The 20,732-nt window shown below is 33.6% G+C and carries 14 protein-coding genes; 6 read left to right on the top strand and 8 right to left on the bottom strand.

What is annotated here, in order from left to right; genetic code table 11:
• Positions 1-227: 227 nt before the first annotated feature.
• The 5 genes from QSV08_RS08490 to QSV08_RS08470 form a co-directional block, all read right to left on the bottom strand.
• Positions 228-1,295: a peptidoglycan bridge formation glycyltransferase FemA/FemB family protein gene (locus QSV08_RS08490; RefSeq protein ID WP_324027962.1), complete on the bottom strand. Its 1,068-nt coding sequence runs from the start codon at positions 1,293-1,295 to the stop codon at positions 228-230.
• 108 nt (positions 1,296-1,403) lie between these two features.
• Positions 1,404-2,585: a hypothetical protein gene (locus tag QSV08_RS08485; RefSeq protein ID WP_324027961.1), complete on the bottom strand. Its 1,182-nt coding sequence runs from the start codon at positions 2,583-2,585 to the stop codon at positions 1,404-1,406.
• Positions 2,586-2,822: 237 nt separating this feature from the next.
• Positions 2,823-4,097: a nucleotide sugar dehydrogenase gene (locus QSV08_RS08480; protein ID WP_324027960.1), complete on the bottom strand. Its 1,275-nt coding sequence runs from the start codon at positions 4,095-4,097 to the stop codon at positions 2,823-2,825.
• A 76-nt stretch (positions 4,098-4,173) separates the two neighbouring features.
• On the bottom strand, positions 4,174-5,193 hold the full coding sequence (locus QSV08_RS08475; protein WP_324027959.1) for an NAD-dependent epimerase/dehydratase family protein: 1,020 nt from the start codon (positions 5,191-5,193) through the stop codon (positions 4,174-4,176).
• Complete coding sequence (locus QSV08_RS08470; protein WP_324027958.1) at positions 5,190-6,587, bottom strand: nucleotide sugar dehydrogenase; 1,398 nt, start codon at positions 6,585-6,587, stop codon at positions 5,190-5,192. Before QSV08_RS08470 ends, QSV08_RS08475 begins: the two co-directional genes overlap by 4 nt.
• A 288-nt stretch (positions 6,588-6,875) precedes the next feature.
• On the opposite strand from QSV08_RS08470, the gene QSV08_RS08465 reads away from it, so the two are divergent.
• From QSV08_RS08465 to QSV08_RS08450, 4 genes are read left to right on the top strand one after another with little or no spacing between them, the layout of a single operon-like run.
• Positions 6,876-7,964, top strand: a complete 1,089-nt coding sequence (locus tag QSV08_RS08465) for a DegT/DnrJ/EryC1/StrS family aminotransferase (protein ID WP_324028359.1) — start codon at positions 6,876-6,878, stop codon at positions 7,962-7,964.
• Positions 7,961-9,892, top strand: coding sequence for a polysaccharide biosynthesis protein (locus QSV08_RS08460; protein WP_324027957.1), 1,932 nt, complete (start codon positions 7,961-7,963; stop codon positions 9,890-9,892). The genes QSV08_RS08465 and QSV08_RS08460 overlap by 4 nt, the downstream gene beginning before the upstream one ends.
• Positions 9,893-9,914: 22 nt before the next feature.
• Positions 9,915-10,691 carry a polysaccharide biosynthesis/export family protein gene (locus tag QSV08_RS08455; protein WP_324027956.1) on the top strand — a complete coding sequence of 259 codons (777 nt, stop codon included), beginning with the start codon at positions 9,915-9,917 and terminating at the stop codon, positions 10,689-10,691.
• A gap of 28 nt (positions 10,692-10,719) precedes the next feature.
• Positions 10,720-13,095, top strand: a complete 2,376-nt coding sequence (locus tag QSV08_RS08450; RefSeq protein ID WP_324027955.1) for a GumC family protein — start codon at positions 10,720-10,722, stop codon at positions 13,093-13,095.
• A 6-nt stretch (positions 13,096-13,101) separates the two neighbouring features.
• On the opposite strand, the gene QSV08_RS08445 is transcribed toward QSV08_RS08450, so the two are convergent.
• On the bottom strand, positions 13,102-13,842 hold the full coding sequence (locus QSV08_RS08445; RefSeq protein WP_324027954.1) for a tyrosine-protein phosphatase: 741 nt from the start codon (positions 13,840-13,842) through the stop codon (positions 13,102-13,104).
• Positions 13,843-14,169: 327 nt separating this feature from the next.
• Positions 14,170-14,922: an ABC transporter substrate-binding protein gene (locus QSV08_RS08440; protein WP_324027953.1), complete on the bottom strand. Its 753-nt coding sequence runs from the start codon at positions 14,920-14,922 to the stop codon at positions 14,170-14,172.
• Positions 14,923-15,244: 322 nt separating this feature from the next.
• On the opposite strand from QSV08_RS08440, the gene QSV08_RS08435 reads away from it, so the two are divergent.
• Both QSV08_RS08435 and QSV08_RS08430 read left to right on the top strand, forming a co-directional pair.
• On the top strand, positions 15,245-18,622 hold the full coding sequence (locus tag QSV08_RS08435) for a methylmalonyl-CoA mutase family protein (protein WP_324027952.1): 3,378 nt from the start codon (positions 15,245-15,247) through the stop codon (positions 18,620-18,622).
• 90 nt (positions 18,623-18,712) lie between these two features.
• On the top strand, positions 18,713-19,294 hold the full coding sequence (locus tag QSV08_RS08430) for a tRNA-(ms[2]io[6]A)-hydroxylase (protein WP_324027951.1): 582 nt from the start codon (positions 18,713-18,715) through the stop codon (positions 19,292-19,294).
• 14 nt (positions 19,295-19,308) lie between these two features.
• Here the strand turns inward: QSV08_RS08430 and mnmE are convergent, their stop codons facing one another.
• The gene (mnmE, locus tag QSV08_RS08425) at positions 19,309-20,706 is read right to left on the bottom strand and encodes a tRNA uridine-5-carboxymethylaminomethyl(34) synthesis GTPase MnmE (RefSeq protein ID WP_324027950.1); all 1,398 of its coding nucleotides are present in this window, start codon (positions 20,704-20,706) and stop codon (positions 19,309-19,311) included.
• Positions 20,707-20,732: the final 26 nt, after the last annotated feature.

Genomic DNA, 20,732 nt, shown 5'->3' with positions numbered 1-20,732 from the left:
GCTCATTATTAGTTTAAATTCCATTTTAAAGAATTCTCATTAAATCAGACGTAAATGAATGAAATTATATAGCATGACATATCACGTTGATACATGATAATTAAAGCAAACGCATCATTCCGTGTTTATATTTTTTATAAAGTAATTTTCTAAAAAAAAAGGTATCGTTATTCATGATAATTGAATAACGACACCTTTTAAAATATACTTAAGTACAAAAAGAGGGGCTAAACCTCTAAAGTGTTGATTTCTTTGGATAGAGTTGCTCTATATTTTGGGAAGTAATTAATTTGATTTTTATCTATCTCAGGATATTGTGCGAATTTTTCATTTGTCAATTCGTTATATATTTCTTGATTTACAATATATTTCCAAAGTCTAAAGTTTTTAAATTCTTTTGAAAACCCACTTTTGAAGCGAAATAAAGAATCTTCATTGCTACCGCCTCTACCGCCACCTAAATTTAATAATTGATAACCTTCAGCCGTACTTATAAGTCGCATTTCGTCAATAATAAGTTTGATAGGATTTAATTCGTAGAAATCTGCATCTAAACCAGATAAGTGATATTGAACAATATTATCTTTTTTTATAAAAATAGCAGCACCAATTATTTTTTGACTTTCGTTTTCTCTGCATATCATTAATTGAGGTGTGTAGTCTTCACTTGCCATAATACGATCAAAATATGTTTTATCAAAGAAATAACTATCTGTTGCATCAACACGTCTCATGTTTTCATGATACAAATCGATAAAACAATCTAAGTCATCTTGGTGATTACCTTCAGAAACCGTACACACTTTACGCGCTTTGTTTAAGTAGGTTTTTAATCGTCTATTGAAATTAGCTCGTTGTACTTCAATGGGTAATGATAAGTCGAGATATACAACCATTCCTTGGTCGGTAACTTCTCCTAAACCTGAAATTAAGGGCTCTTGATTGTCTATAAATGGATGTAGTCTAGAAAAGACAGTTATAATTTTATTATCCATAAAATAGCTGTGAAGCTTATCTTGAAATTTAGATACATCAAAAGAGCTTTCATTTATATTGGATAAAATACCAGCATAACCGTATACCGATGTTGCATCGTTATGTGAAGTACCGTTTATATTTCTAATTAGCAGTGGTAATAAGATAATACAATTTCCTTCTGTATATTTTAATAAAACTGGGTTTTCGTGATCATTTTTAGATAATTGGTGATAATCATACGTAAAATAAAAATCTGTATTACCAATTAGTTCTAATTGTTTTACCCATTCTTCTTTTTGTTTAATTGTCTCAATCATAAGATGTAAAATTGTGTTATAAGTATAATTAATTACCTATTGTAAATATTGTTTTGCTAGGCTGAATATTTTTAGCAAATAAGTTTGAATTTGATATTAATGAAATATTCAAATTCTAAACATAGCAGCCGTTGGTTTTAAACCCACATAAGCCATGCCAGCTTGATTCATCCAATGGGGTTGAATAATTCCGTGCTGAAGAACTGCATGAACATCTCTGTGAATTCTCTCAATTCTAAATTTAGTGTATAAAGAAGAAGTGCCAGCCACTGCGTATATTTCAGATATTAATGATCTGGCTACTGTTGCCGCTTCACAAGAAGCTGCCCATACATCAGCCAATTGTTCATCTGTAAAAGTGTTTTCATTTATAGATTCTTTCCATAATGTAGATACAGAGTTATGTAATTGAGATCTGTGTGCAGCTAAAGTTGATTTTGCTTTCGCGAGAACTGTCTGTACTGTTAATCTATCACGCAAATCAGGATTTTTACCTGGAGTTACTCTGTCTAAACACATTTTTGTTAGCTCATCAATTGCTCCTTTAAGTAAACCTAAAGACATTGCGGCACAACCACTAGCGTTTATTGCTCCTATTGGAAGTCTATTATAAGCTGTATTGTTTTCTACAGAACTTTCAAAATCTACGGCATAATTTTCTTGTACAAAAGTTTCTTCAATTTCGATGTCATGACTTCCTGTACCACGTAATCCACCAACACTCCAGGTGTCGATAATTTTTACGAATTTTTTAGGGACGTACATTAATTTTAATTTTGCACCCGGTCCTAATTTTGTAGGTAATTCTCCGCCTGTAACCAAGCAGCGTAAAACAAACCAATCTGCAAGTTCACAACCTGAGACTAAAGTCCAACGTCCTGAAACCAAATAACCGTCAGGCACTATTTTAGCGAAACCTTCAGGTCTAGTGGAATTGGCATAAACATCATTTGGATTCTTGTAAATCTCATTGATGCTTGTTGAGTCAAGAAATCTTCCAAAAGTACAGGCTAAATGGTTATTCCATACAATCCAAGCTACAGATGTTTCTGCACTGGCTAGAGTTTCGTAAGTTTTCAAAGTTTCTATTGGATTATCTTCGATGCCACCCAAATGTTTCGGTAACGCCATCCTGAATAATTCATACTTAGTTAGCTTCTCTATTATAGCAGGCGCAAGTTTTCTTGCATTTTCACTAAGTTCTCTATTGACAAGAGCAATATCGTAAATTTCTTTAGCTGCTTCAGATGGTTTTATTTTAACGGTATCGGATAGTTTTGTATAGCTCATTAGCTTTAAGGTTATATTTCTTTATAATATTAAAACTCAAATTTTCATGAAAAATTATAAGTTATTAAAATTTATAGTAAAGCTATGTAGTAATTTTAATACAATAGTAAAAATTAGTTCAAAAGCAATAAAAGGAGATGATTAGAATTCTAATCAACCTCCTTTTATAATTGGTAGATAAAATTTCCTTATTTGTATTAAATAGTAAAAAATTGGAAACTTAAATAATTAGGTTTATTACAACCTTCCATGTACTTTTCCTGGGAGTGTACCTTTTATGTCATAAATTATACCATTTTCGTTTAAAAGATTATTGATATTAATAGTCTGAAATTTTTTGTGAGCAACAGCAGATATTACAACGTCGTAAGTATCTTTCGGTATTTCTTGAGTTGTTGTGATTTCATATTCTTCAAATACTTCTTGAGACTTTGCCCAAGGGTCAAAAATAGTCGTTTCTACCCTATATTCATTAAGGCTTCTAATCATATCTACAACTTTGGTATTTCGTATGTCTGGGCAATCTTCTTTAAAAGTTATACCCAGTATTAAAATTTTTGCGCCTTTGACCATTAAATCATGTTTTAACATTAATTTAATTACTTGCAAACTTAAGTATTCACCCATGCCATCATTTATGCGTCTACTAGCTAATATTAAGTCTGGATTGTAACCATTTTCTTGGGCTTTTTGGGCTAAGTAATAAGGATCTACACCAATACAATGTCCACCGACTAAGCCAGGTTTAAAAGGTAAAAAGTTCCATTTAGTGCCTGCTGCTTTTAATACATCGTTGGTGTCAATATCTAATAAATGAAATATTTTGGCTAATTCATTCATAAAGGCGATATTGATATCTCGTTGTGTGTTCTCAATTACTTTTGATGCTTCCGCAACCTTTATAGTTGGTGCTAAGTGTGTGCCAGCAGTAATAACAGAGGAATATAAGTCGTCTACTTTTTTAGCTGTCTCTGGTGTGGATCCGGCAGTAACTTTTAATATCTTTTCAACAGTATGTTGTTTGTCGCCAGGGTTTATTCTTTCTGGAGAATAACCTACATAGAAGTCTTTATTAAAAACTAAACCACTAGACCTTTCTAATTCTGGAACACAAATTTCTTCAGTAGCTCCAGGATATACTGTTGATTCGTAAATAACTATATTACCTTCTTTTAGCACCTTTCCTACAGTTTCACTTGCTTTTATAAGAGGGGTAAATACCGGTCTTTTAGTGTTGTCTACAGGAGTTGGTACGGTAATTATATAGTAATCGCAATCTTTCAAATCATCTAAATAAGCGGTGCAAAATAATCCACTACCATCAATGTTAGATTTTTTTTTAAGTACATTATCTAAATCAAGACCTGATAGTTCAAGAGTGTTATCTTTCCCTTGGTTAATTTCATTGACCCTCTTTTTATTAATATCATATCCTATAACCGAGTACTTTTTAGCAAATAAAACTGCTAAGGGCAAACCAACGTACCCTAAACCTATAATTCCTATTTTCATATTCAAATATCTATAAAAGTTTAAATTAACAATATCATTTTTAGAAATGTGCTGTGAATTTAACGATCATAGTTGGTTATTTGGTTTTTAGGTACCAGTTTATAAACATTTTAACACCATCTTCTAAATTAATTTTAGGTGAATAACTGTAGTTTTTTGTTAGTTCATCTGTATCTGCCCATGTTTTGAAAACATCACCATCTTGCATTGGCATCATTATTAATTCTGCCTCTTTGTTTAAATTTGTTTCTATAGTTTTTATGAAATCCATCAGTTTTACCGATTTTCCTCTTCCAATGTTATAAATAGAGGCACTGCTTTTGGAGTTTGAATTGGGTACGAAGCCTTTTCTGATTATTAAGGTAATTCCGTCAACTATGTCATCTATATATGTAAAATCTCGTGCTAACTCTCCGTTATTATAAACATTAATAGGTTTGTTTGCTAAAATATTTTCAGTAAAAGAGAAATAGGCCATATCCGGTCGGCCCCATGGTCCATATACGGTAAAAAAGCGTAGACCAGTACATTGAAATTTATAAAGATGGCTGTAGGTGTGTGCCATTAGCTCATTACTTTTTTTAGTAGCAGCATATAAGCTAACGGGATGGTCTACTCGATCAGTAGTCTTAAATGGTACTTTGTCATTTAAACCATATACACTAGAGCTACTAGCATATACTAAGTGTTTGATTCTATAATTACGGCAACATTCTAAAATGTTTAAAAAACCAACTAAATTACTATCAACATAGGCTTCTGGGTTTTCTAGACTGTAGCGTACACCTGCTTGTGCTGCTAGATTACAGACCACGTCGAAATTTTGTGCATTAAATAACTTAGGTAGGTTATCGCGATCTTCTAATGCCAACCTTATAAATGAAAAAGTAGCATTTGTAGTGCTTTCAGTTAAAACATTAAATTGTTCTGCATTATTTCTTGCTATACCAAGTTCATTTAACCTGGCATATTTAAGATTTACATCATAATAGTCGTTGATATTGTCTAAACCGACAACCTCATGACCTTTTTCTACTAGACTTTTTGAAACGAAAAAGCCAATAAAACCAGCAGCACCGGTTACTAAAATTTTCATGATTGCCCTATTTTGTAATAATTGAATCCTATTTCTTGCATGGTGTCATTGTCTAATAAACGTCTGCCATCGAAAACAAATGCAGGTTTAAGCATTTGCTTATAAATTGTTGTCCAGTCATAGGTTTTAAACTCGTCCCATTCGGTCAAAATAGCAATGGCATGTGCTTCTTTCGTAACTTCAATAGGTTCTTTGGTTACAGTTAATAACCTTCTATTTTCTTCTGGTGATCGCGTATTTAGATAGTCTAAATCGGCGTAAATGCGTTCTTTAGAAACTTTTGGGTCATAGACTATAATTTCGGCACGTTCTTCTAATAAAGCATCTGCAACAGCAATGGCGGCAGATTCGCGTGTGTCATTGGTGTCTTTTTTGAAGGCCCAGCCATATATGACAATCTTTTTACCAGAAATGGTATTGTAGAGACTGGAAATGATGTTCTCTGCAAAACGGCTTTTTTGGTAATCATTAGCTATAATGACTTGTTCCCAATAATCGGCAACTTCATTTAAACCATATGATCGTGCGATATAAACTAGGTTTAAAATATCTTTTTGAAAGCAAGATCCGCCAAAACCAACAGATGCATTTAAGAATTTAGGTCCAATACGACTATCAAAGCCAATGGCTCTAGAAATTTCTTGAATATTGGCATCTGTTTTTTCGCATAATGCCGAAATGGTATTAATAGAAGAAACACGTTGTGCTAAAAATGCATTAGCAACAAGTTTAGATAATTCTGACGACCAAACATTCGTTTGTAAAATACGTTCTTTCGGTAACCAATGCTCATATATGGCACTAAGGGCGTCTTTTGCAGCTTGACCACTTGGTGTGTCGTTACCGCCGATCAATACACGGTCTGCATGTATTAAATCTTCAATAGCGGTACCTTCTGCCAAAAACTCGGGATTCGATAAAATTTCAAACTTTACGGAATTTCCCGTATTATCTAAAATATTTTGAATTGCTTGAGCGGTTCTTACAGGAAGTGTCGATTTTTCAACAACGATTTTGTCGTCTTTGGCAACTTTTGCAATATTACGTGCACAAAGTTCTATAAATTTTAAATCTGCAGCTTGTCCTTTACCTTTACCGTAAGTTTTGGTAGGAGTGTTTACAGAGATGAATATGATTTGAGCTTCGTCGATAGCTTTATCAACTTCTGTAGAGAAAAAAAGATTTTTTCCACGTCTTTCGCCTACAATTTCTTTTAATCCTGGCTCATATATAGGTAAGGTGTCTAAATCGTCTGTATTCCACTGATCAATACGGTCTTGATTGATATCAACAACCGTAACTTGTATTTCTGGACATTGTTTTGCAATAACCGACATTGTAGGTCCGCCAACGTAGCCAGCGCCTATACAGCATATTTTTGTAATCTTTTTCATTAATTGTTTTTTGGGGTTAAAAAGGCAAAGATTAAAAAATAACGCTCGATTAGGAAATATATTTTAGATGAAGTCGTTATTTACAGGGTTCAATAACTTGTACGCACGATAAATGGTATATACCATTTCCTTTAACCGATAATTTACACGTATTAAACGAATTATAATGTTAATTCAGTGTTTTGGTTAAATGTATAGTTAATTTTGAACCTTATATTTGTAATCCTAAATTGACAACTATTGAAAACCGTTTCAACACCTACTAAAATATGGCTTTCGTCTCCGCACATGGGAGGCACAGAGCAAAACTATGTTAATGAAGCCTTTGATACGAATTGGATCGCTCCATTGGGGCCCAACGTAAATGCTTTTGAGAAAGCTATTAAAGATGAACTAGGCAATGACGTTCATGTTGCTGCCTTAAGTTCTGGTACAGCTGCTATACATTTAGGCTTAGAGTTATTAGGTGTAGGAAAAGGTGATGATGTCATTTGTCAAAGTTTTACTTTTTCGGCGTCTGCCAACCCTATTGCTTACTTAGGTGCTCACCCTGTTTTTGTTGACAGTGAGTTAGATACATGGAATATGTCGCCTAGTTTATTAAGAAAGGCAATAGAAAGTGGAATAGAAGAAGGTAAGAAACCTAAAGCAATTATTGCAGTACATTTATATGGTATGCCTTATAAGGTTGCCGAAATAAGAGCTGTTGCCGATGAATTTCAAATTCCTATTTTAGAAGATAGTGCCGAAGCATTGGGTAGTTCTTATAATGAAATACCTTGTGGAACTTTTGGTGATATAGGGATTTTGTCATTTAATGGGAATAAAATTATTACAACCTCTGGTGGTGGTGCATTGGTTTCTAAAAATAAAACCTATGCTGAAAGAGCTATATTTTTAGCAACACAAGCAAGAGATGAAGCTCCACATTATCAACATTCTAATATTGGTTACAATTATAGAATGAGTAATGTATTAGCGGGTATTGGGCGTGGTCAAATGGAAGTTTTAAAAGACCGCGTTAACGCACGTAGAGCCAATCATCAATACTACAAAGAGTCATTAGATCAATTTAAGGAAATAGAATTTTTAAAGGAGCCTAACGGATATTTTTCCAATAGATGGTTAAGTTGTATCTTAACGCCGTCTTTTGAGATAAGAGAAAAGCTTAGGTTGGCGCTTCTAGATTTTAATGTTGAGTCTAGACCTTTATGGAAACCTTTACACTTACAACCGATATTTAGTAATACTAAACATTTTGTAGATGGAACCTCAGAATCATTATTTGAAAGAGGCCTTTGTTTGCCAAGTGGATCTAACTTATCTAATGAAGAATTAGAGCGTGTTGTAACAACCATCAAAAACGTTTTATCATGATACAGAAATACCTAAATTACAGTGCACAGCGCTATGCTTCTAAGTGGCTTGTGTTGGGCATTGACCTACTAACGGTAGTTTTTTCATTTATGCTATCTTATTTTATTCGATTTAATTTAACGTTAAATTTTGATGTTCATAATTTTTTATTACAAATACCTTTAGTGGCAGGAGCTGCTTTATTAGCCTTCATGATAGTAGGTTCTTATAAAGGTGTGGTACGACACACAGGAGTTAGAGATGTATATAACATTTTTAATGCAGTTTGTTTCTTTAGTATATTGGTGATTTTTATTGTGATGATCAATAGGCAGATGGATATTTTAAGTCAGTTTACTATACCACTGTCGATTATTATTATTAATAGTTTAATAGCTTTTATTGGTTTAGCAGCTTCTCGTTTTGTTTTTAAATCATTTTATAATAAAATGAATAGTACTATTAAAGTGACCAAGAACATATTGATTTATGGAGCAGGAGATTCTGGCGTACTGACTCATGGTGCTATCGGGAATAATAGTAAAAGCAGGTATAAGGTAATTGGTTATATTGATAGAGATGCCAAAAAAATAGGTAAAAACATTAATGGTGTTCCAGTATTTGCGAGGAGAACATTAACAGAGGCATTCATTGTTAAAAATAATATTTCTGAAATTATTTTTTCCATACAAAATATTGATTCACTTAAATTAAGAAAAACGGTAGAGGGGCTTGTTGATTTACCGATAGTAGTGAAAATTGTTCCGCCTATTGAAGATTGGATTAATGGAGAATTAAAGGTTTCTCAAATTAAACAGGTACAAATAGAAGATTTATTGGATCGTGCACCAATTACTATTAAGAATAGTAAAATTGCTATGGAGTTGATGAACAAGACTGTTATGGTAACTGGTGGAGCTGGCTCTATAGGTAGTGAGATTGTTCGTCAAATATGCAATTATGGTTATAAATCTTTAATTGTTATCGATTCAGCAGAATCTGCATTGTACGATCTGCAACAAGAATTAAAGCAAAACGGATTTCATAATTTTATTCCGATTGTAACAGATATTAGAGATAAAAATAGAATGAATGCGTTGTTTGGAGAACATAGACCAAATGTCGTTTTTCATGCTGCAGCTTACAAGCATGTTCCTTTAATGGAGTATAATTCTTATGAAGCAATAAAAATCAACATTGGGGGGACTAAGAATGTAGCGGATTTATCTATTCTTCATGGAGTTGAAAAATTTGTTTTTGTATCTACAGATAAAGCAGTTAACCCAACTAATGTTATGGGAGCAACTAAGCGTATTGCAGAACTTTACATTAGTTGTATGCAAAAAGAAAATAAAACTAAATTCATTACCACCAGATTCGGTAATGTACTTGGGTCAAATGGTTCAGTAATACCATTATTTAGAAAACAAATAGAGAAAGGTGGACCTTTAACTTTAACACATAAAGATATTACGAGATATTTCATGACCATACCGGAAGCTTCGCAATTAGTTTTAGAGGCAGGAGCAATGGGTGAAGGTGGTGAGATATTTATTTTTGACATGGGTGAATCAGTTAAAATATTTGATTTAGCCAAAAACATGATTAAACTTTCAGGTTTACGTTATCCAGAAGATATTGATATTAAAATTACTGGTTTACGTCCTGGTGAAAAGTTGTATGAAGAACTTTTGGCAAATGGTGAAAATACGTTGCCTACTTATCATCAAAAGATAAAGATTAGCAAGGTACGAGATGTTGAATATGCTAAGGTTAGATCAAAAATTGATGAATTGTGTATTACCAATATGTTTTTTAGTGGTAATACAATAAAGTTAATGAAGGAGATTGTACCTGAATATATATCTAAAAATTCTGATTTATGTGACTTTGACAAAGTTGAGTCAAAACAAGATTCAGAACAAAAACTTAAAATAGTAAAATCATAAATTCACAATTAAATTAAAATAAATGAATCTTTTATCTGTAATTAAATCTAAGTTTTTTCTTTTTTCGAGTACTATATTCCTGTTATACTCTTGTGCTTCTCATAAAGATGTTGTTTATTTTCAAGGTGTAGGAGATTATGAAACAAAAGTTGGTGAGAATAATCATTCTCAAACCTTTAAGGTTGATGATGTTGTTTCTGTAAATGTGTCTACTTTAGATCCGCAGGCTAGTATGCCATTTAATTTAGTTAAGGGTATGGATGAAAGTGGTTTAAGAGCGGAGCAATTGGATTACATTGTGGATAAAAGTGGGAATATTGATTTTCCAGTCATTGGTCAAGTTAAAATAGCAGGTTTAACAACAGAGAAGACAAAAGAATTATTGAAGGAAAAGTTAAGTAATTATTTAAAGGATCCAATCATAAATATTCGCTTAAAGAATTTTACAGTTACTATTTTAGGAGAGGTGAAAACTCCTGGGACTTATCCCGTGGTTGGAGAACAAATAACGATTTTGGAAGCTCTAGGTTTGGCAAATGATTTAACTATAAAAGGTAAGCGAGATAATGTTTTAGTCATACGTGATTTTGATGGTACTAAAGTTTATCATAGAATTAACCTTACAAGTAATGAAGCACTTGATTCACCAGTATATTATTTGACACAAAACGATGTTATTTATGTGGAGCCCAATAAATCAGCAATTACTTCATCATCTTTAGATAATAGAGCAACAATTTTGGTGTCTATTGCTTCTGTTTTAATAACTTCTTCAGTTCTGATTTTAACCAGAAACTAAATAAATTTTATTTAAAAAATATTTTTTTATGAGTGAAACTGTAGATACCAATCAAAACTTAGGAGAAATACTTAAAGTTTATACTAAAAAGTGGAAGTGGTTTGTAATAGGGGCTATTATGGCTATTTTGATTGCGACGATTTATTTAAGGTACGCGACACCTCAATATGCAGGACAAGCTAAAATTCATATTATCGAGGAAAAGAATGCTTCTTCTGAACTTGCAGCATTTAGTGATTTGGATATCTTAGGAGTCGGTGGAACAAATAAAGTAGAAGATGAGATTGAAATTTTAAACTCAAGATCAAATTTTATTGAAGTTGTTAAGAATTTAAAGTTAAATATTAAATACAATTTAATTGGAAATGTAAAAGCGTCTGAAGTATACAGGAAAAGACCTTTTAATATAAGTTTTATTTCTAATGATTCAATAATAAATAATTCTCAGTTGTCATTTTATGTTGATATTCAAGATTCTAATAATTTTGGGTTTAACTATTTAGAGGATGGGCCTGTAAAAATTTATTCCTACGGTAAAAATATCAAAACTCCAATAGGAGATATTGTATTAACACCAAATTCTGAATTTGTGAAGCAATTTTCCGGAAGGAGAATTTTTATTGAAATTATGCCAATTTTTATGGTTGCCGAGGCGTATCAGTTGAATACCTTAATAAGTGCTATAGGTGAAAAGTCAAACATTATAAACATTGAACTGACAGATCCAATACCTCAAAAAAGTATTGATATCTTAAATGGTTTAATAAAAGAATACAATGAGAATGGTATTCTTGATAAGAAAATAATTGCAGATAGAACTTCAAATTTTATTGATGATAGAATAAAAGAAATTTCTGGAGATTTAACTTCTGTTGACCAGGATGCACAAGATTTTAAAACTTCAAAAGGTGTTACTGATATTGCTAATGAATCTAATATAGCTCTAAATTTAAGTGCTGCTAATAGACAAGAGTTAGAGAATGCTAAAACACAATTGAATATAGCCAATGGAATGAACCAGTATCTTTCTGATGAGAATGGATTTGATATTCTTCCTTCAAACGTAGGTCTTTCAGATCCGAGTATAGCAAATACAACTGCTAAATACAATGAGTTGGCTTTGGAGCGAAAGCGTTTGTTAAAAAGTGCTGATGAACAAAACCCAATCATTGTTAATTTAGATGAACAGTTATCTGGCCTAAAAGGTAATATTAAGAGTAGTTTGTCTGGAATGGAGCGGAATTTAGGGATGCAGGTTAATAATTTGAGCGGACAACTATCTCGTATAAATTCTAAAATTTATTCTGCACCTAGTAATTCAAGACAACTTAGGGATATCGAAAGACAGCAGCAGACAACAGAATCGCTATTTCTATATCTTCTTCAGAAAAGGGAGGAATCTCAAATAGCAATGGCTTCAAGTTCACCTAAATCTAAGGTTATTGATAGTGCTCATTTAGTTCAGCAAGAACCTGTTAAGCCAAAAAATGCAATGGTTTATTTATCTTCATTGATATTGGGATTATTAGTGCCTTTTGGTTTTATCTACGCTAAAGATTTATTAGATACTAAAATTCATAACAAGCATAGTCTTGAGAAATACACGAAAGATGTTCCTATACTAGGTGAGTTACCTAGGCTTTCGAAAAAAGACAGCAAAATTATTATTAATGATGACCGTTCTGTATTGGCAGAGGCGTTACGAATAATAAGAGCTAACCTCGATTTCTTGATAAAAACGAAGCGTGCTAGTGATAGTAATAAAAATAATGTCATTTTTATAACCTCTAGTACACCTGGTGAAGGTAAAACTTTTGTGTCTTCGAACCTGTCGATGATATTGGCGAGTACTAATAAGAAGGTGTTGTTAGTTGGTGCGGATATTAGAAATCCGAAATTATATACGTTCTTTTCAGGAGATTCTGTAGATAAGTTAAAGACACCTTCTAGAAATAAAGATGCAGGTTTAACAGAATTTTTATTGGATGATTCTATTCAAGTTAAAGATATTATTCGACCAATGCTTGTACATCATAATACGATCGATGTTATATACTCAGGAAAAATACCACCAAACCCTGCAGAGCTTTTAATGAGTTCTAAAATTGAGGATTTATTGGCAGAGGTTTCTGAGATGTATGATTATGTAATTGTCGATACTGCACCAATGATGGTTGTTAGTGATACCTTATTGATTGCGCCTTATGCGAACCATATTATATATGTAACTAGAGCAGGAGTAACCGATGAAGCTGCAGTGAAGTTTCCATTAAACCTTCGTGATGAAGGGAAATTGAAAGGCGTTTCTTTTGTAGTGAACGATGTTACCTTAGATGAATTAGGGTACGGTGGTAAATATGGCTACGGTTATAACAAGACCAGTAAAAAGTGGTGGAAATTTTAAACTACATTACTTAAAATTATAAATAGTCTTTTCAATTATAGGCTTAATAAGCATCAATGTTTTTTCATTGATGCTTATTTTTTTGAGGTAATTCAGCTGTGTCATTTTATGGACATCGCTAGCTACAAAATCTATTAAATTATTCTTTAAAAGATATAAGGCCGTTTGTTTTACTTCTTTACCATAATAATCCCCTAAGGATAAAATGTTCAACTGAAATAACAATCCTTCATTTTTATATCTTGAATACGCATTCAGGTTTTTATGCAAATAAGCATACCGCTCAGGATGCGCGAATATTGGAAACAAGCCAGCGCTTTTTATTTTTTCGACTGAACTGTCAAAATTAATAGACGCCTGTAAGTATGACATTTCTATTAAAAGATAGTTTTTTGCTAGAGGCATGATATCTTTATCTTCTAAGATTTTTTCAAAACCTGAATCGATCATATGTTCTGCAGCTGCTTCAATTTTTACATGCTCTAAATTGTTCATTTTTAAAGCATTCTTAAGTAGCGATAACGAACCAGCAATCGTGTTAGGATTGTTAGGGTAATAGTTCTCCATGATATGCGGAGTACAGATGAAATCGGTTACTCCGAATTCATTAAAACCTTTTATCAGTTCAATAGAATCTTCAACAGTTTTTGCGCCGTCATCTATACCTGGTAATATGTGATTGTGAATATCTATAAACCCGTCAAGATGATCTATTAAAAAATGTTTTTTAGAGAAAAAGCTGAACATAAATTAAAATTAGATTTTGGTGATCTGCAGCGGCAGTAGTTACCAAAGTTAGTGTTTATTAAGATTACAATATTTTAGAGCTTGCACAGGGCATAATGATAGAACTGTTGTTTCTTGTACTATACCAGCATCTACTATGTTGATAACTATAAAATTGTGCTATTATTTTAGGTGAGAAATGGTTTTTACATTGTTTGGAGCATTAGGGTTATTTTAACCTTGTGTTGTAGCTTGATAAAGATGGTGTGCTATTTAGAATTATTGGGTTTTATTAATTGGATGGGATTATTGAAAGCAGATTTTCAAATAGGGTATTTTGAATATAAATTAAGATTCAATCGGTTTTACATGCAACTGTCTTGAGCCGTACCAAGAAAAGAATTCTCCGTCAGCTAATCTAACTTCTGTATTTTTTAAAACGCTCTTAATGCTTTTTAGATGTTCTTTATTGAACGGGTATGGTTCAGAAGATAATAGCACTACATCAGGGTCAGCATCACTTATTTCTTGCAACGTAATACTGGGATAGCGATTTTGGTCGGCAAACACATTTATATAGCCACACCTGTTCAGCATATTACTAATATAGGTGTCGCCACCCACGGTCATATAGGGGTCTTTCCAAATAAGATAAACGACTTTTATTGATGGTCTTTTTGGTTTTAATGTACTATTTAGTTGCTTGACGATTTCCGTCGCTTGTTTGGAACTAGAAGTTATTTGACCAATTTGTTCTATCATGCTAAGACTGTCTTCAAAGTTTTTAACATCACTCAACCATACAGGTGCAGATTCGCTTAATAATTCAATCTGTTCCTTTATATTTTCTTCTTTGTTAGCAAGAATCAAATCTGGCTTAAGTTGTAGAATCTTTTCTATATTCAGATCTTTTGTGCCGCCAATCATAGTTTTCGTGAGATACGGCTTATTAGGGTGTACGCAGAACTTAGTACAACCAACGACTTTATCGCCCAATCCTAAATCGTACAATAATTCTGTGATAGAAGGAACAACAGAAACAATTCTAGAGGGTGTAGAATTAATTTTAATTTGATTTCCTAGTTGGTCATTATAGATCATGTTTGCAGCAGTAAAAAGAGTCGTAAATCTACCCTTTTTTTATGTGAAGTATTTAGTAAGTAAAATCAATTTATAATCTCGTAAATATCAATTCGTCAAATTTTGGGCGCATATTTATTAATCAGTCATATTTTAAGCTCAGAAATGAAGAAAATTGAAATAATGCTAATTAAAATCTTTATTTTCGTATCAGCTTAAAATTGTTGTTGCAACATCAATATTTATAAAAGTTGTAATCTATTGAATGACGATTAATTGAAACGTAATTGATTCATCACGTGGAAAAAAATCAGGTTGCTAAAAATTAAATTGAGTATTTAAAATGAACGATATCACACAAACTCCTTATAAACCGCTAAATCATATTCGTATAGTAACTTCGGCTTCCCTTTTTGATGGTCACGATGCTGCTATAAATATTATGCGGAGAATCATACAATCTACGGGTTGTGAGGTAATACATTTAGGTCATAACCGCTCTGTGCAAGAAATTGTTGATTGTGCTATTCAAGAAGATGTGCAGGCAATTGCAATTACTTCTTATCAAGGCGGACATGTAGAATACTTCAAGTATATGTATGATTTGTTGCAGGAGAGAGGAGCGTCGCAAATTAAGTTGTTCGGTGGTGGTGGTGGAACAATTCTACCTGAAGAGATAGAAGAATTGCATGCCTACGGTATAGAGAAAATATATTCTCCGGATGACGGTCGTGCCATGGGACTACAAGGTATGATCAATGACTTGATTCAAAAAAGTGATTTCACTGTTGGGGAACATTTGAATACAGAATTAAGCGAGTTAGAAGAACTTAGTTACGCCAATATTGCAAGATTGATTTCTTCTGCAGAGAACTTTCCTGAAAAGCATGAAGAGGTTTTAAATGCCATCAGAAAAAAGGTTGAAACGAAAAAAGTAGCTCCCGTATTAGGAATTACAGGAACAGGTGGCTCTGGTAAATCATCGTTAGTAGATGAATTGGTGCGTCGTTTTCTTGTTGATTTTGAAGATAAAAAGATTGCAGTAATTTCTGTAGACCCTTCTAAACGTAAAACAGGAGGAGCACTATTAGGGGATCGTATTAGAATGAACGCTATTTTTAATGATAGGGTATACATGCGTTCTTTGGCTACCCGACAGTCAAATTTAGCCCTATCAAAATATGTGAAAGATGCCGTAGATATTACCAAAGCTGCCGGTTTTGATCTAATTATTTTAGAAACCTCGGGTATTGGTCAATCAGACACTGAAATTACCGAGCATTCAGATGTGTCTTTGTATGTGATGACTCCGGAATACGGTGCGGCAACACAACTTGAAAAAATTGACATGCTTGATTTTGCCGATTTAATTGCGCTAAACAAGTTTGATAAAAGAGGCGCTTTAGATGCCTTACGAGATGTAAAAAAACAGTACCAGCGTAATCATCTGTTATGGGATACTCCGGCAGAAGAACTTCCGGCTTATGGCACCATTGCATCCCAGTTTAATGATCCGGGAATGAATCAGTTGTACAGGGCGGTGATTGATACTTTGGTAGCTAAAACAGATGCCAAGGACTTAACATCGACTTTTGAAAGTTCAAGGGAGATGTCTGAGAAGATTTACATCATTCCGCCAAAAAGAACAAGATACCTTTCTGAAATAACAGATACTATTCGTGATTACAATGAAAGGGCTGAGCATCAAAAATCGGTTGCTCAAAAACTATTTAGTCTTAAAGAATCTTCTGAAATATTAAAAGATAAGGAAGATGTGTTAAATGCCATTGAAGCTGCGAAACAAGAATTGCAATTAGACCTTGATCCGCATAATAAAAAAATAATAGAGGAGTGGAATGAAAAGAAGGCAAATTATGAAGGGGATTTTTTCACCTACATAGTTAGAGGTAAAGAAGTAAAGGTAGAAACAACGACCAAATCATTATCGCAGACACAAATACCAAAAGTAATTTTGCCTAAGTACGATGGCTGGGGAGATATATTAAAATGGTCTTTACAGGAAAACGTACCGGGAGAATTTCCTTTTACGGCAGGTGTTTTTCCTTTTAAAAGACAAGGTGAAGACCCGACCAGAATGTTTGCTGGTGAGGGCGGACCAGAAAGAACGAATAAGCGTTTTCATTATGTATCTAAAGGATTGCCGGCAGCTCGCTTGTCTACCGCATTTGATTCGGTGACACTTTATGGCGAAGATCCAGGTGATCGACCAGATATTTACGGAAAAATAGGGAATTCCGGAGTGAGTATTTGCTGTTTAGATGATGCTAAAAAATTATATTCCGGATTCGATTTGTGTGCGCCGACTACTTCAGTTTCTATGACTATTAATGGTCCTGCAGCCACTATTGCCGCATTTTTTATGAATGCCGCTATTGATCAGCAATGTGAAAAGTATATTAAGGAAAACGGGCTAACTATTGAAGTCAATAAAAAGATTGATGCCATCTATAAGAAGTTAGATGCCAAGCGCCCAACCTATGCTGGTGAGTTGCCAGAAGGTAATGATGGTCTTGGTTTGTTTCTCTTAGGGGTAACTGGAGATCAAGTTTTAAAAGCAGATGTATATGCTGAATTAAAGACAGATGCATTGTCGAAAGTAAGAGGTACGGTACAAGCAGATATACTAAAAGAAGATCAAGCACAGAATACGTGTATTTTTTCTACGGAATTTTCATTGCGTTTAATGGGAGATGTACAGCAGTATTTTATAGATGAGAAAGTCCGTAATTTTTATTCGGTCTCTATTTCTGGTTATCACATTGCCGAAGCAGGGGCGAACCCTATAAGTCAGTTAGCATTTACACTTGCCAATGGTTTTACTTTTGTAGAATATTACCTTTCTAGAGGTATGCATATTGATGAGTTTGCCCCCAATCTTTCTTTTTTCTTTAGCAACGGACTAGATCCAGAGTATGCCGTAATTGGTAGGGTGGCGAGAAGAATTTGGGCAAAAGCCATGAAATTGAAATATAACGGGAATGAACGTTCTCAAAAGCTGAAATATCATATTCAAACTTCAGGTCGCTCTTTACATGCGCAGGAGATAGATTTCAATGATATTAGAACAACTTTGCAGGCACTTTATGCCATTTACGATAATTGTAATTCATTGCATACCAATGCGTATGATGAGGCAATTACAACGCCTACAGAACACTCTGTAAGAAGGGCAATGGCTATACAATTGATAATTAATAAAGAGTTTGGCTTGGCTAGAAACGAGAACCCTATGCAAGGATCTTTTATTACCGAAGAGTTGACCGATTTGGTTGAAGAAGCTGTTATGGTAGAGTTTGATAGAATTACCGACCGTGGCGGAGTGCTTGGAGCAATGGAGAGCATGTACCAGCGTAGTAAAATTCAAGAGGAGAGTTTATATTATGAAACGAAGAAACATACCGGAGAGTTGCCAATTGTAGGAGTAAATACCTTTTTGTCTTCTAACGGGTCACCTACTATAATACCAGAAGAGGTTATTCGTGCAACCGAAGATGAGAAGAAAGCACAGATATATAATCTTGAAGATTTACAGAAAAGAAACGCAGCTATAGCAGAAGAATGTTTAAAATCTTTACAAGATATTGCACTGAATAATGAGAATACTTTTGAGCAATTAATGGAAACAACTAAATATTGTTCTTTAGGTCAAATTACACATGCCATGTTTGAAGTAGGAGGGCAGTATCGTAGAAATATGTAATACTGTTTTATGCCTCATATTTAAAAATTATATGAGGCTTTGTTGGTTGTAATTCGGTATTGACACCTACTTTTACAAAAAACGAATATCATGCTGCATCTAAAATTAGCTACTGACCCGCGTTGGGTCAATATTGTAGAGAAGAATCTTGAAGAGATTTTAACGGATCATGCATGGTGCGAACAAAAGGCAGCTACGAATGCGATAACTATAATTACGCTAAATTCTGAATACCCAGATTTAGTGACTGATTTACTTCTGTTGGCGCAAGAAGAATTGGTACATTTTCAAATGGTTCATGATATTATTAAAGAGCGCGGATATACACTAGGTCGAGAACGTAAGGATAGTTATGTAAATGAGCTTTACAAATTCATGAATAAAGGTGGTAGTAGATTACAGTCTATGGTAGATAGACTATTGTTTTCTGCTATGATAGAAGCAAGAAGTTGCGAACGCTTTAAATTACTTTCAGAAGAAATTAAAGATCCAGAATTATCTAAGTTTTATTATGATTTAATGGTAAGCGAAGCGGGACATTACACCACTTTCATTGGCTTTGCTCGTAAATACGGTCAAGATGTTGACGTAGATAAACGCTGGAAAGAATTAGTAGAGTTTGAAGCAGAAGTGATTCAAAATTATGGAAAAGATGAAACCATACATGGTTGATATTTTCGTAATTGTTATTTTCCGATACAAAAATTAGCAAAAATATTTCCCAACAATTCATCATTGGTTACTTGCCCAGTGATTTCTCCTAAATGGTATAATGCTTCTTTAACATCGATGGCCATAAGGTCGCTTGAAAGATTTGCTTTCATTCCGAACTGTACCTTTTCTATTTCTTCTAATGATTTAAGTAGCGAATTGTAATGACGCGTATTGGTTACAATAGTTTCGTTATTACGAAGAGCTCCGGTATTTACAAATTCTAAAAGGCTGTTTTTTAGCTCCTCAACACCTTCGCCTGTTTTTGCAGATAGATATTTTACATCATCTAAATAGGTGCCTATTTTCTTTTTATCATCTTCAGAAAGGGTATCTGCTTTATTGACTAATAAGACTAACGGTTTTTGCGGATTCTGATTTTTTATCTTCTCAAAATCGATAACAATATTCTTTAATTTTTTGTCGTCAGCTAATATTTTTGAGCCATCAACCAATAACAAAACTACTTGTGCTTGCTCTATCTTTTCAAATGTTCGTTTAATGCCCATGCCTTCCACGACATCTTGTGTCTCCCGAATACCTGCAGTGTCTATAAATCTAAACCCTATTCCGCCTATAGAAATTTCATCTTCGATAGTATCACGTGTGGTACCTGCAATATCTGATACTAACGCGCGCTCTTCATTTAAAAATGCATTTAAAAGTGTTGATTTGCCTACATTGGGCTCGCCTACGATAGCAACGGGAATTCCGTTTTTAATCACGTTTCCTACTGCAAAAGAATCTATTAAGCTTTGTAATACTTTTTGAATACGTGTAAGTAGTTCTTTAAACTGAGTGCGATCCGCGAATTCTACATCTTCCTCAGAAAAATCTAGTTCTAATTCTATTAATGAAGCAAAGTTCAGTAACTCTGTACGCAATTGTTTAATCTCATTACTGAATCCACCACGCATTTGTTGCACAGCTATTTGATGGCTAGCGGCATTATCACTAGAAATTAAATCAGCAACTGCTTCTGCCTGACTCAAATCCATCTTACCATTCAAGAATGCCCTTAGCGTAAATTCACCTGCATCTGCTGTTCTACATCCGTTTCTAAGAAACAACTGAATAATTTGTTGTTGTATGTATGGTGAACCGTGGCAAGATATTTCTATCACGTTTTCGCCAGTGTAAGAATGCGGGTCTTTAAAAATGGATATTAGTGCTTGGTCCAGTACATTTTTTCCATCCTTTATATATCCTAAATGTATGGTGTGACTTTTTTGGTTTTCAAGAATTTTACCTGAAACCGATTCAAAATGTTTGGAAGCAATAGTAATTGCATCTGTACCTGAAAGTCTAATAATTGCAATGGCTCCTGCACCTGCCGGAGTTGCTAATGCTATTATGGTATCGTTTTGAATCATCTTGCAAAAATAATCAATTATTAACT

The organism is Maribacter sp. BPC-D8 (assembly GCF_035207705.1).
Classification (GTDB): Bacteria; Bacteroidota; Bacteroidia; order Flavobacteriales; family Flavobacteriaceae; genus Maribacter.
The sequence above is the reverse complement of the archived record's forward strand: the minus strand, read 5'-3'. Positions and strand labels throughout refer to the sequence as shown.

Coding starts and splice junctions, on each gene's coding strand:
- QSV08_RS08490 (WP_324027962.1), bottom strand. CDS start 1,295: ATGATTGAGACAATTAAACAAAAAGAAGAATGGGTAAAACAATTAGAA.
- QSV08_RS08475 (WP_324027959.1), bottom strand. CDS start 5,193: ATGAAAATTTTAGTAACCGGTGCTGCTGGTTTTATTGGCTTTTTCGTT.
- QSV08_RS08460 (WP_324027957.1), top strand. CDS start 7,961: ATGATACAGAAATACCTAAATTACAGTGCACAGCGCTATGCTTCTAAG.
- QSV08_RS08440 (WP_324027953.1), bottom strand. CDS start 14,922: ATGATCTATAATGACCAACTAGGAAATCAAATTAAAATTAATTCTACA.
- QSV08_RS08430 (WP_324027951.1), top strand. CDS start 18,713: ATGCTGCATCTAAAATTAGCTACTGACCCGCGTTGGGTCAATATTGTA.
- QSV08_RS08455 (WP_324027956.1), top strand. CDS start 9,915: ATGAATCTTTTATCTGTAATTAAATCTAAGTTTTTTCTTTTTTCGAGT.
- mnmE (WP_324027950.1), bottom strand. CDS start 20,706: ATGATTCAAAACGATACCATAATAGCATTAGCAACTCCGGCAGGTGCA.
- QSV08_RS08445 (WP_324027954.1), bottom strand. CDS start 13,842: ATGTTCAGCTTTTTCTCTAAAAAACATTTTTTAATAGATCATCTTGAC.
- QSV08_RS08435 (WP_324027952.1), top strand. CDS start 15,245: ATGAACGATATCACACAAACTCCTTATAAACCGCTAAATCATATTCGT.
- QSV08_RS08485 (WP_324027961.1), bottom strand. CDS start 2,585: ATGAGCTATACAAAACTATCCGATACCGTTAAAATAAAACCATCTGAA.
- QSV08_RS08480 (WP_324027960.1), bottom strand. CDS start 4,097: ATGAAAATAGGAATTATAGGTTTAGGGTACGTTGGTTTGCCCTTAGCA.
- QSV08_RS08470 (WP_324027958.1), bottom strand. CDS start 6,587: ATGAAAAAGATTACAAAAATATGCTGTATAGGCGCTGGCTACGTTGGC.
- QSV08_RS08465 (WP_324028359.1), top strand. CDS start 6,876: ATGGGAGGCACAGAGCAAAACTATGTTAATGAAGCCTTTGATACGAAT.
- QSV08_RS08450 (WP_324027955.1), top strand. CDS start 10,720: ATGAGTGAAACTGTAGATACCAATCAAAACTTAGGAGAAATACTTAAA.